Annotated in this window: 8 protein-coding genes; 5 read left to right on the forward strand and 3 right to left on the reverse strand. The window is 69.3% G+C overall.

The genetic code is table 11. The features are described 5' to 3' along the window. Window positions 1-3 precede the first annotated feature (3 nt). Window positions 4-450, forward strand: coding sequence for a hypothetical protein (locus AC07OZ_RS02145; protein ID WP_495465512.1), 447 nt, complete (start codon window positions 4-6; stop codon window positions 448-450). Continuing rightward, window positions 447-1,130, forward strand: a complete 684-nt coding sequence (locus AC07OZ_RS02150; protein WP_495465513.1) for an RES domain-containing protein — start codon at window positions 447-449, stop codon at window positions 1,128-1,130. The genes AC07OZ_RS02145 and AC07OZ_RS02150 overlap by 4 nt, the downstream gene beginning before the upstream one ends. Here AC07OZ_RS02150 and AC07OZ_RS02155 read toward each other — a convergent pair. Then, the gene (locus AC07OZ_RS02155) at window positions 1,127-1,798 is read right to left on the reverse strand and encodes a phosphoribosyltransferase (RefSeq protein ID WP_495466474.1); all 672 of its coding nucleotides are present in this window, start codon (window positions 1,796-1,798) and stop codon (window positions 1,127-1,129) included. The genes AC07OZ_RS02150 and AC07OZ_RS02155 overlap by 4 nt on opposite strands. 215 nt (window positions 1,799-2,013) lie before the next feature. On the opposite strand from AC07OZ_RS02155, the gene ku reads away from it, so the two are divergent. Further along, window positions 2,014-3,021: a non-homologous end joining protein Ku gene (ku, locus tag AC07OZ_RS02160; RefSeq protein WP_495465514.1), complete on the forward strand. Its 1,008-nt coding sequence runs from the start codon at window positions 2,014-2,016 to the stop codon at window positions 3,019-3,021. Between the two features lie 28 nt (window positions 3,022-3,049). Further along, complete coding sequence (gene ligD / locus AC07OZ_RS02165; protein ID WP_495465515.1) at window positions 3,050-5,740, forward strand: DNA ligase D; 2,691 nt, start codon at window positions 3,050-3,052, stop codon at window positions 5,738-5,740. On the opposite strand, the gene AC07OZ_RS02170 is transcribed toward ligD, so the two are convergent. Then, entirely contained in the window at window positions 5,718-9,431 is a 3,714-nt protein-coding gene (locus AC07OZ_RS02170) for an ATP-binding protein (protein ID WP_495465516.1), read from the reverse strand. The two genes, ligD and AC07OZ_RS02170, sit on opposite strands and share 23 nt — an antisense overlap. Before the next feature lie 192 nt (window positions 9,432-9,623). Here AC07OZ_RS02170 and paeA point away from each other — a divergent pair, with 192 nt between their 5' ends. Continuing rightward, on the forward strand, window positions 9,624-10,961 hold the full coding sequence (paeA, locus tag AC07OZ_RS02175; RefSeq protein WP_495465517.1) for a polyamine export protein PaeA: 1,338 nt from the start codon (window positions 9,624-9,626) through the stop codon (window positions 10,959-10,961). On the opposite strand, the gene AC07OZ_RS02180 is transcribed toward paeA, so the two are convergent. Then, on the reverse strand, window positions 10,888-11,409 hold the full coding sequence (locus tag AC07OZ_RS02180; protein ID WP_495465518.1) for a lytic transglycosylase domain-containing protein: 522 nt from the start codon (window positions 11,407-11,409) through the stop codon (window positions 10,888-10,890). The two genes, paeA and AC07OZ_RS02180, sit on opposite strands and share 74 nt — an antisense overlap. Window positions 11,410-11,448: the final 39 nt, after the last annotated feature.

Consider the following 11,448-nt stretch of genomic DNA (forward strand, 5'->3'; position numbering starts at 1 on the left):
AACGTGTTCCTCCTTGCCACGAGCTTTGGCTCCAGGGAACAACTCGCCACGCTGCTGAAGGTGTCTCCCGATGTCGTCAAGGAACTGGAAACTGCCAGGCAGCTCATCAGCTTCGCGGCTGCATCCCAGCCCTACCCGCTTTTTGGTCTCTTCCAGGCATTGCCTGGCGTGGCTGGAGCACCCCTGAGCGCGATCCTCGGCCGATTCTTCGAGACGATCGACACCGGCGATGCATGGATGGACGCGCGGGATATCGGATCCTTCTTCCGCGTGCCAACGCGCATGCTCGTCTGGGCGACCCCGCTGGAGGTGCTGCTGGGACATCGTTTGTACGATGCCGTGCCGGAGCGCGAGGCCAGTTGGCTCTTCCTGCAATCGCCCGAGTTCCGGCTCGGGGCGGTGCTCGGCGCTGCCAAAGATGAACTGCAGCATCGGAGGGCGGCACGATGACACTGACCCAGAAGTTGATCAGCGTGCCTCTGTTCAACGGCCGGGAGTTGGACCTCGAACTCATTGACCCTGGTACGGTGAGTCTGATTCGTGCCTACGACCATCCCGAGGCCGACTGGAACCCACCGCCGGCGCGATTCCGAAACAATCATGTCGACCCGCCTGTTGGGCACGACGATGAGTTTGCGGTGCTGTACACGGCATCCAACATCCAGTCGTGCGCCACGGAGGTCCGCGCGTTGTTCTGGGACTGCTGGACCAATCAAGTCTTCTGGAAACCCTCTGCGGCAGCGCAACTTCGTGTGGTTCGATTCAACATGGGTCGGCCTGGGCTCTTCATTCCCATCGATGGGCTGAACCGCCATGTTCTGGGTCTCGAAGGAAAACTTGAGCCGGGGTATGAATCGTCACGTCGGATTGCACGTGAGCTCTTCCGCCGATATGGCCAACTCGTTCATGGTCTCAGCTATGAGTCCTTCCACCGCTTCCAGCCGGGTCGCGTCTATGCGATCTGGCATTCGCGCAAGGAGCACATGCAGCTGCAGGCAAGTCCGGAGCGTCCCCAGCTTCGGGATGACGTCGAGTTTCAGGCTTTCCTGGATGCACACCCATTCATCCAACCTTTGGGCGCGGAGGGCCCGCTGGATCGTGGGCAACATCCGGCACTGGTCGAAGCCTAAGCCCTTGCCGTGGTCGACAAATCCGGTGCGGCCGCCAACAACCGCCGCACCTCCTCGTCCGTCGTCTGCTCGAACCGCTCATACCACTGCCCGACCGAACGGAATCGCTCCGGCGTCCGCGCGCAGATGACCTCGTCCGCGTCCTGCGCGATCAGGTGGCAGGTCTCCGCCGCCGACACGGGCACCGCCACGACGATCCTCGCCGGTCGCATCTCGCGCAGCGCCTGCACGCCCGCGCGCATCGATGCGCCCGTGGCCATGCCATCGTCCACGAGGATCACCTGCCGGCCTTCGACCGCCGGCATCGGTCGGTCGCCGCGATAGAGCTTCTCGCGCCGGTGCAGTTCGCGCGTCTCCGCGCGGGTCACGAGGTCGATCGCCGAATAGCTGATCGCCAACTGTTGCAACACCTGCGTGTTGAGCACCCGGACGTCGCCCGAGGCGATGGCGCCCATCGCGTATTCGGGCTGGCCTGGCAGGCCCAGCTTGCGCACGACCAGGATGTCCAGCGGCGCTTCAAGCGCCTGGGCGATCTCCGCCGCCACCGGCACGCCGCCGCGCGGCAGCGCCAGCACCGTCACGTCGTCGCGACGAGCGTAGGCCGTCAGACGATTCGCCAGTTGCCGGCCCGCGTCGCGACGATCCACGAACCGCCGCTCAGCAGCCATCGACTGCCGGGCGCGAGATGCGGGATCAGGGATGTCGGAGGGCGGGTCGATGAGCAGCATGGCGTGAGCTTCCGGGGACATGATGGCCTCGCAACGACGGCGTTTCTATCCCCAGGACGGAGCAAGCCGGATGCCCGCCGGAATGGCCGGCCTCGGCCCACGGGCGCGCGATTTGCCGATGAGTCGTTTCCCATCGCATCCGCGTCGAGGTTTCCATGCCCAGCAGAACCGCCTCCACGTCTTCCAGGAGCCTCCGCAAGGCGCCGCCGCGTGCCGCCCCCAGGGCCAGCGGCAAGCGCGCCTCCAACGCCGACCGGGCATCGCCCGGCACGTCGCGCGGCAAGCCGCATGGCAAATCCGCTGACAAGGCGTCGACCCGCGGCGACAGCGACGACGCCCCGGCCGCCCGCCGCGCGATCTGGAAGGGCGCCATCAGCTTCGGCCTGCTGCACGTGCCGGTCTCGCTGTATCCCGCGTCGCGGGACCAGCGCGTCGACTTCGACTGGCTGGACAAGCGCAGCATGGACCCGGTCGGCTACAAGCGCATCAACAAGCGCACCGGCAAGGACATCGACAAGACGCAGATCGTCAAGGGCGTGAAGCAGGAGAACGGCGACTACGTCCTGGTCTCCGACGACGAGATCCGCAAGGCCTATCCCACCACCACCCAGACCATCGAGATCGAGACCTTCGTCCCCGCCACGCAGGTGTCCTTCGTCTACCTCGAGAAGCCGTACTACCTGGAGCCGATCGGCAAGTCCGGCAAGGTCTATGCGCTGCTGCGCGAGGCGATGGCCGATGCCGGGCTCATCGCGATCGCGCGGCTCGTGATCCACAGCAAGGAACACCTCGCCGCGCTGCTGCCCGCGGGGCCGGCGCTGATGATCGGCATGCTGCGCTGGGCCAACGAGATCCGCCCCTGCGACGACCTGAACCTGCCCGCCGAGGGCAAGTCCGCACACGGCTTCAAGGCCGCCGAGCTGCAGATGGCCCGCCAGCTGATCGACGAGATGAGCAACGACTGGCACCCGGAGGACTACCACGACGAGTTCACGGCTGCGATCCGCGGGCTGATCGCGCGCAAGGTCGACGAGGGCGAGACCGAGACGGTCACGCCGCTCGAAGCCGCGCCCGAGGCGGCGGGCGAGGGCGGCAACGTCGTCGACCTCACCGAGCTGCTGCGCCGCAGCCTTGGCGGCAAGTCGAAAAAGAAGGCGGCCTGAGCGCCGCGCCAACGCGAGGAACCGCTCGATGCCGACCGCGCCGCGCCAGGATCCGCTGTCCCGCTATCGGCAGAAGCGGGACTTCCGGATCACGCCCGAGCCGGACGACGCTGGGCATCCACCCGGCCGCGCTCGCAAGCAGACTGGGGGGACGACAGGCTCGACCCGCGCCGCCGGGACCTCGGCGACGTCGTCGGCGCAGGCGCTGTCCTTCGTCATCCAGAAGCACTGGGCCAGCCATCTGCACTACGACTTCCGCCTGGAACTCGACGGCGTGCTGCTGAGCTGGGCCGTTCCCAAGGGGCCGTCGTACGACACGAAGGAGCGCCGCATGGCGATCCACGTCGAGGACCATCCGCTGTCCTACGGCAGCTTCGAGGGCACGATTCCACCGAAACAGTACGGCGCCGGCGAGGTGATCGTCTGGGACAACGGCACCTGGACGCCCGAAGGCGATCCCCACGACGGCCTGCGCGACGGCAAGCTTGTATTCCGCCTGCACGGACAGAAGCTTGCCGGACTGTGGCAACTGATCCGCACCTCACGCGATGCGTCCAAGCGCGAGCAGTGGCTGCTGATCAAGAAGCACGACGGTCTGGAGCGCCCCCATGCGGATTACGACGTCACCGCCGAACTGCCCGACAGCGTGATCCAGCATCCGCTGGGGCAGGCCAAGGCCAAGGTGGAAGTCGGCTCGGCAGGTGCCACTGAACCCGACCTGAGCCGCGCGAAGAAGGCGCGCCTGCCCGCCGAACTCACGCCGCAGCTCGCGACCCTGGTCAGCGCGACCCCGCCCGGCGACTGGATCGCCGAGGCGAAGTTCGACGGCTACCGGCTGATGGCGCGCATCGACAAGGGGAAGGTCCGGCTGATCACGCGCGGGGGCAACGACTGGACGGCGCGGCTGCCGTCGCTCGCCGAGGCGATCGCGGCCCTCGACATCGACAACGGCTGGCTGGACGGCGAGATCGTCGTGCTGCGCGACGACGGGGCGCCCGACTTCAACCTGCTGCAGAACGCGATCGGCCATCCGACGCGCACGCGGCACGAGGACATCACCTACTTCCTGTTCGACCTGCCGTTCCTCAACGGCCACGACCTGCGCGAGGTGCCGCTGGTCCACCGCCGCGCGGTGCTGCGCGCGCTGATGGAGGGCCACGAGGAGGGCCACGAGGATGGCCGCGAGGGCGGGCGCCTGCGCTTCAGCGAGGACTTCGCGGTGCCGCCCGAGGAGATGCTCGCCGCCGCGTGCCAGATGCGGCTCGAGGGCCTGATCCTGAAGCGGCCCGACAGCGGCTACGTGTCCGCCCGCAGCGACGCCTGGGTGAAGCTGAAGTGCCAGTCGCGGCAGGAGTTCGTCGTCGTCGGTTTCACGGATCGATCGGACGGCGCGAAAGCCCTGGGCAGCCTGCTGCTTGGTTATTACGAGGACGGCGCGCTGCGCTACGCCGGACGTGTCGGCACCGGCTGGTCACTGAAGCAGGCCGGCGAGATGCACCGGCAGCTCACTCGCCTCGAGGTGAAGACGCCGCACTTCGACGACCAGACCATCGCCCGCAGTCATTGGGCCCGCATCAGCGGCCGCGCCGGTGGCGCCGCGCGCTGGGTCAAGCCGAAGGTTGTCGTGGAGGTCGCCTTCGCGGAGTGGACGCCGGACGGCCATGTGCGCCATGCGTCGTTCCAGGGTGAGCGCGAAGACAAGACGCCGACCGACGTCGGACGTGAATCGGCCAAGTCGGCCGACGAGGTCAAGATGCCGAAGTCCCTGAAGTCCCCCAAGTCGTCGACATCGTCGACATCGTCGACGCCCCTTGCCGAACGGCCGAAGCCGCCCATCAAGCGTGCGGCCAGGCGCTCGAGCGAGGAGGACGCATCGACCTCGACCGCGGCGGGGCAACTGCGCATCACGCATCCGGAGCGCGTCATCGACCGCTCCACGGGCCACACGAAGATCGAGCTGGTCCGCTACTACGAGAGCGTGATCGCGTGGATGCAGCCCCACCTGGGCCGGCGGCCCGTGGCGATCGTGCGCGCGCCCGACGGCATCGAGGGCGAGCTGTTCTTCCAGAAACACGTCGAGGGCGACGAGCTCATCGTGCTTCGCGATCCCGCCGCGCTGATGCAACTGACGCAGATGAATGCAATCGAGTTCCACACCTGGAATGCGCAGGACGACAAGCTGGCCCGCGCGGACCGCTTCATCATCGACCTGGACCCGGGCGAAGGTGTCGCATTCCCCGCGGTCGTGGAAGCCGCGCGCATCACGCAGGCGCTGCTCAAGGAGCTCGGCCTGCGGGCCTGGCTGAAGACCAGCGGCGGCAAGGGGCTGCACGTGGTGGTCCCGCTGGCGCGGCGCCACGACCATGCGACGGCGAAGGCCTTCAGCCAGGCCCTCGTGCAGCATCTGGCCGAGACCTTTCCGAAGAAGTTCTCGGCGAAGAGCGGGCCGAAGAACCGCGTCGGGAAGATCTTCCCGGACTACCTCCGCAACGGCGAAGGGCAGACCACCGCCTGTGCCTTCTCCGTCCGCGCGCGGCCCGGGCTGGGCGTCTCGATGCCGATCGCCTGGGACGAACTCGGCGACCTGAAGCGCGGCGACCAGTGGACCCTCGCCAACGCGCGCGACCGGCTCAGTTTCCAGAAGGCCGATCCGTGGAAGGACTACTGGTCGACGAGTCAGACCCTGACCGCGGGGCTCAAGCTGCTCGGCTTGAAGTGAGCGGCGAGGCGGTCGCGAGCAACGGGATCCTGAGCTCGAAGCGTGCGCCGCAGCTGGAGCCCTCGCTGTGCACCGAGACGCTGCCGCCGTGCATGCCGATCAGCTGCTTCACCAGCGACAGGCCGATGCCCAGGCCGCCTTGCGAGCGGTCCAGCGCGCGGTCGCCCTGCACGAACAGGTCGAACATCGTCGCCTGCAGCGCCGGCGGCACGCCGATGCCGTCGTCGCTGATGCGGATCAACGCGGTGCCGGCACCGCCGGACGGCGAGGGCTCCTCGCCCATCGCCAGTTCGATGCGGCCTTCCGGATCGGTGTACTTCGCGGCGTTCGTGAGCACGTTGGCCACGCACTGCACCAGCCGCGCCAGATCGCCGTGCACGCGCAGCGGCTGCCCGCCGGTGGTCACCGAGAAGTGGTGACGCCGCTCCCTCATCAGGGGCTCGGCCGTTTCCACCGCCTGCGCGACGACCTCCGACAGCAGCACCGGCCCGAGCTGCAACTCCACCCGGCCTTGCGTGATCCGCGAGACGTCCAGCAGGTCGTCCACCAGGCGCGTCAGCGTCTCGACCTGCCGGCGGATGATGGCCACCATCTGCTTCGAGCGTTCGTCCGGCAGGCCGAGCCGTGACAGCACGTCGCCCGCGCTGCGGATCGGCGCGATCGGATTGCGCAGCTCGTGCGCCAGCATCGCCAGGAACTGGTCCTTCTGGCGGTCCGCCGCCTCCAGCCGCCGCCTCGCCTTCAGGTGCGCGGAGATCTCGCGGAAGTAGCACACCACCCCCGGCGAGCCGTCCGCCAGCGGGATGCGGCTGATCTGCCACTCATAGGCCTCGGTGATGCCGAGGTCGCTGCGCTCCTGGATGAACTCGGGCGTGTGGTACGGGTCGCCGGTCTCCAGCGTGCGCTGGAACAGCGAGACGATCTGGTCCGACAGCGGATGGCCCCATTGCCGCGCCACCAGCGCGTCGAAGCGCGCGCCGATCAGGTCCGGCGGATCGCCGAAGCTCGCGCGGGCCGTCGGATTGGCCTCGCGCAGGCGCAGGGCCGCGCCGTCGTGCTCGACCAGGAACACGCCCATCGGCGCTTCGTTGAGCAGGGTCTCGAATTGCTCGGTGCGGTGCCGGAAGGCCGCTTCCGCCGATTGCCGCAGGCGCCGCAGCTCCAGCAGCGCCCCCAGCCGCGCGAGTAGTTCCCGCGACGAGAACGGCTTGATCATGTAGTCGTCCGCGCCGGTGTCCAGGCCCTCGATGCGGGCCTCCTCGCCGGCCCGGGCCGACAGCAGCACCACCGGCACGCCCCCGAGCCGCGCATCCGCGCGGATGGCCGCCAGCAGCGCCAGGCCGTCCAGCCTCGGCATCATGACGTCGCTCAGCAGCAGGTCCGGCGGCTCGCGCCGCGCGGCCTCCAGCGCCTGCAGACCGTCTGCGGCCAGCTCGACCGCGTAGTACGGCGACAGCAGGTCGCGCAGGTAGGCGCGCATGTCCGCGTTGTCGTCGGCGACGATGACCCGCGAGCCGAAGGTCGCGGCGAAGCGCTGGTCCACCGCGGGCCAGCCGTCGCCGCGCAGGCCTTCGCCGTGCACGCCGTCGTTGCCGATGCCGTCCGTGCCGGCGCGTCCCTGCGCGGCCTCCCGCAGCGGCTCCGGCTCGGGCAGCCAGCGCAGCGCCTCCTCGACATAGGCCCGCGCGCCGGTCGTGCTGGCCGGTCTCGCCGACGGAGCGACGACGCGTCCGCGACGCTCTTCCACAGGGTCGTCCGCGCGTTCATCCACGCGGTCATCCACGCGCTCGTCCACCCGTTCATTCACGCGTTCATTCACGCGCGGATCCGCTCGATCCCCGAGCCGTTCGACGCGGTCCTGCGGCAGATGGTCGCGCCCCAGCGGGAGCAGGACGCGGAACAGCGTCCCCTCGCCATGCACGCTGGACGCCTCGATCCGGCCACCATGCAGGCGCACCAGTTCCTGCACCAGCGCCAGCCCGATGCCCGAGCCCTCGTGCGTGCGGCCCTCGGCGCCCGCGACGCGGTGGAAACGCTCGAAGACCTTGGGCAGTTCGTCCGCCGGGATCCCGGTGCCCGTGTCCGCGACCTCCAGCACGGCCTGCGCGGGATCGCGGCCGGCTTCGCGCAGGCGCACCGTGACCTGGCCGCGCATCGTGAACTTGAAGGCGTTGGACAGCAGGTTCAGGACGATCTTTTCCCACATCTCGCGGTCGACGTAGGCGTGCGCGGACAGCGGCGCGCAGTCGACGTCGAAGGCCAGTCCGGCCCGCTCCATCGCGGACCGGAAGGTGCTCGCGAGATCGCGCGTCAGCGCCGCCAGGTCGGTCGCCTGGTAGCGCGCCTGCGAGCGGCCCGCCTCGATGCGCGAGAAGTCCAGCAGCGTGTTCACCAGCCGCTGCAGCCGCGTGGCATTGCGCAGCACCAGCGCCAGCCGGTCCCGCGCCGGACCGTTCAGGTGCGCCCCCGTCACCAGTTCCTCGAGCGGGCCCAGCATCAGCGTCAGCGGCGTGCGGAACTCGTGGCTGATGTTGGAGAAGAAGGCCGTCTTCGCCCGGTCCAGTTCGGCGAGCGACTCGGCGCGACGGCGCTCGGCCTCGTACGCGGACGCGTCGGCGAGCGCCGCCGACACCTGGCCCGCGACCAGGTTCAGGAAGTCGCGGTAGTCCTCGTCCAGCGGCCGGCGCGGGCTGACGCCCAGCACCAGGAACCCGGCGAGGTCCTTGCCGGCGCTCCGCAGCGGCAGCAGCACGGCGCGCGTCAGCGTCTCGGGCCAGGGCGGCAGCGTGAGCGACACGCCCAGCGCCGGCATGTCCGGCAGATCCCGGGCCGCACCGCCGGCGCCGAGGTCCCGCAGCGGCCAGCCGTCCGGGGGATGGGCCAGGCTGAGCGCCTCGGGGAAGGGCGCGACGCTGTCGTCCGCCGCCGCACCCGGAACCGCCGGCAGGCTGAAGCAGATCCGGCGCGCGTTGTGCCCGCCCGCATCGTTCAGGTAGAGCGCCGCGAAGGGCAGGTCCAACGGGTAGTCGGACACCACGTGGCAGACGCGCCGCGCGCATTCGTCGGGATCGTCCGCGCCGACGGCGCGCGCCGCGAGATCACGCAACACGCGCAGACGACGCTCGCCGATCACGCGGTCCGTGGCCTCGGTGACCACGCACAGCATGCCGTTCACGCGCAGTTCGTCGTCGTAGACCGGGCTGTACGAGAAGGTGTGATACGTCTCCTCGGCGAAGCCGCTGCGCTCCAGGAACAGCAGCAGCTCCTCGTCCCAGGTCGCTTCGCCCGTCGTCTGCACATGATGGATGCGGCTGGAGACGGCGTCCCAGATCTCGGCCCAGACCTGCTGCGAGCGCGCCCCCAGCGCCCATTCGCGCTTCAGGCCCAGCGTGGGCAGGTAGGCGTCATTGCAGAAGAAGGTCATCTCGGACCCCCACGCCATCCACATCGCGTAGCGCGAGTCCAGCATCATCCGGACGACCGTCTTCAGCGAGGACGGCCAGCCGTCCGGCGGGCCGAGCGGCGTGGCGCGCCAGTCCAGCGCGCGCATGCGCTCGCCCATCCCGCCGCCGCCGTCGAGGAAATGGCGGCGGCGAGGGGCTGAGGAGACCGCCGGGAGCGTCTCGTCGGCGGAATGGCCGGCGCGCGGCTCGGGGGGCTGGCCGGCGGAGCCGGCAGGCAAGGCGTGCATCGGCAGAAATTCCCTTGTGAAGGCCGGAATCGGACAAGTCTAGAGCGGAGCAAGCAAGCCGCGCACCCGCATCAGCCCGGTGGGCGGCTGGCCTTCATGGGTCAGCGCGCCGTGCCGTTCCGGCCCGGATGAGGGTCCGGAACGGCAGGAGGCCCCCGGTACACTGGCGGCTCCCCCATTCCGAAAGCCGCCTTGAGTTCCAGCCTGCTGCTCATCCTCCTGCTGATCTGCGCCAGCGCGTTCTTCTCGATGGCGGAGCTGTCGCTGGCCGCGTCGCGGCGGCTGAAGCTGCGCCAGCTGGCGGACGAGGGCGACCCCCGCGCCGCGCAGGTGCTGAAGGTCCAGGAGCAGCCCGGCTACTACTTCACCGTCGTGCAGATCGGCGTCAACACGCTGGCGATCCTGGCCGGCGTGGTCGGGGAGGGCGCGCTGACGCCGCATTTCGAATCGCTGCTGCGGCCGCTGATCGACATCGACACGGCGCAGCGGGCCGCCTTCGCGCTGTCCTTCACCTGTGTCACCATCCTCTTCGTCGTGCTGGCGGACCTGCTGCCCAAGCGGCTGTCGATGAACGAGCCCGAGCGCGTCGCGATGGCGCTGATCCGGCCGATGCTCTTCCTCACCATCGTGCTGCGGCCGCTGGCCTGGGGGCTCAACCTGGTCGCCGACGGCCTGCTGCGGCTGCTCGGCCGGCCCATGAGCCCGGACAACACGATCACGCATGACGACATCCTCGCGCTGGCCGCGGCGGGCCAGCGCGCCGGCGTCGTCTCGGCGGCGGACCAGCAGGTGATCGAGAACGTCTTCGAGCTCGAGACCCGCACCGTCGAGTCCTCGATGACCTCGCGCGAGCGCGTCGTGTACTTCTCGCTCGACGACGACGAGGCGCTGATCCGCACGCGGATCGCGGACTCGCCGCATTCGACCTACCTCGTCTGCGCGGGGGAGATCGACCAGGTCGTCGGTTACGTCGACGCGACCGACCTGTTCCAGCGCGTGCTGCGCGGCGAGGTGATCTCGCTGCGCGCCGAGCCGGCGCTGGTCAAGAAGGTGCTGATCGTGCCCGACCGCCTGACGCTGGCCGAGGTGCTGACGCATTTCAGGAACGCGCACGAGGACTTCGCCGTCATCGTCAACGAGTACTCGCTGGTCGTCGGCGTCATCACGCTGAACGACGTGATGAGCACGGTGATGGGCTCGCTGGTCTCCACCGCCGAGGAGGAGCAGCAGATCATCCGGCGCGACGACGGCAGCTTCCTGGCCGACGGCATCACGCCCATCCCCGACGTGCAGCGCGCACTGGGCGTGGACGACTTCCCGCACCACGGCCAGTACGACACGCTGGCCGGGTTCCTGATGGTGATGCTGCGCCGCATCCCCAAGCGCACGGACGTCGTCGAATGGCACGGGTGGCGCTTCGAGGTCGTCGACGTCGACAGCCACCGCGTCGACCAGGTCATGATCGCCCGCGTGGGCGGTCCGCCGTCGGGGGACGCGCCGGCGCCGGGGTCACCGGACCTGGCGGACTGAGCCGGATGCGGCCGGCCCTCTCGTGGAGGGCCACGTAGTGCCGCAACACCTGACGCGCATACGCCTGCCGCTTGACCGGGTCGCGGGCGTTGTAGGCGCCCAGCGCGTCCACCGTCTGTCCCATCGAACGGAAGTTGCTGCCCAGGATCCAGGCCCCGACCAGGATGTTGGCGCAGGGCACGCGCAGGTCGTCTTCCTTGACGCCATGCCGCGCCAGCGCCGGCAGCCAGGAGGAGTTGATCTGCATCAGGCCGAGGTCGGTCGAGCCGTTGGCATTGCGGTTGAACGCCGCCGGGTTCAGACCCGACTCCTGTCGCGCGACGGCCTTCAGCAGCATCGGCGAGACGCTGTAGCGCTCGCCCGCGAAGAGGAAGCAGCGGTCGAAGCGGTGGTCGTCGGCGCGCCCGGCGCGGTCGGTGGCCGCGGCCTTTCCAAGCTGTTTTCCCACCTGCCTGTCGACCTTCGTCCCGGGCTGGGTTCCGGCCTG

The organism is Roseateles sp. GW821-FHT09G03, from assembly GCF_059416045.1.

What these genes read in the sequence shown, in the direction of transcription:
- ligD (WP_495465515.1), top strand. Translation starts at nt 3,050, where the DNA reads ATGCCGACCGCGCCGCGCCAGGATCCGCTGTCCCGCTATCGGCAGAAG.
- AC07OZ_RS02155 (WP_495466474.1), bottom strand. Translation starts at nt 1,798, where the DNA reads ATGGCTGCTGAGCGGCGGTTCGTGGATCGTCGCGACGCGGGCCGGCAA.
- ku (WP_495465514.1), top strand. Translation starts at nt 2,014, where the DNA reads ATGCCCAGCAGAACCGCCTCCACGTCTTCCAGGAGCCTCCGCAAGGCG.
- AC07OZ_RS02170 (WP_495465516.1), bottom strand. Translation starts at nt 9,431, where the DNA reads ATGCACGCCTTGCCTGCCGGCTCCGCCGGCCAGCCCCCCGAGCCGCGC.
- AC07OZ_RS02150 (WP_495465513.1), top strand. Translation starts at nt 447, where the DNA reads ATGACACTGACCCAGAAGTTGATCAGCGTGCCTCTGTTCAACGGCCGG.